At 53.2% G+C, this 436-nt stretch carries 1 tRNA gene and 1 rRNA gene; both read left to right on the forward strand.

Annotated elements, in window-relative coordinates:
- The first annotated feature begins 56 nt into the window (after window positions 1–56).
- Window positions 57–131 (forward strand) — tRNA-Glu (locus tag B2J69_RS23500).
- 220 nt (window positions 132–351) lie between these two features.
- A 23S ribosomal RNA gene (locus tag B2J69_RS23505) occupies window positions 352–436 on the forward strand; the annotation flags it as partial.

Consider the following 436-nt stretch of genomic DNA (forward strand, 5'->3'; position numbering starts at 1 on the left):
TGTCTGATAGAAACGTAAAGAAGCAAGACGGCTGCGAAGTCGTGACGCGTTTTCGTGTCCCCTTCGTCTAGCGGTTAGGACTCCGCCCTTTCACGGCGGCAACAGGGGTTCGAATCCCCTAGGGGACGCCACTTGCTGGTTCGTGAGTGAAAGTCACCGACCCTCTTATCTCAAAACCGTTTTTGCGGCAACGCAGAGACGCGTTTGAGATATTGCTCTTTAACAATCCGGAACAAGCTGAAAATTGAAACGACGCTTTGCGTTATTCCCCCGTAACAGGGAATAAAGGCAACGCGTTCGAGTCTCTCAATAATCGCAACCGCGACGTCGCAAGACGCCTGTGGGTTGTGAGGTTAAGCGACTAAGCGTACACGGTGGATGCCCTGGCAGTCAGAGGCGATGAAGGACGTGCTAATCTGCGAAAAGCGCCGGCAAG

The sequence above is a fragment of the Pantoea latae genome, from assembly GCF_002077695.1.
GTDB classification, from domain to species: Bacteria; Pseudomonadota; Gammaproteobacteria; order Enterobacterales; family Enterobacteriaceae; genus Pantoea; species Pantoea latae.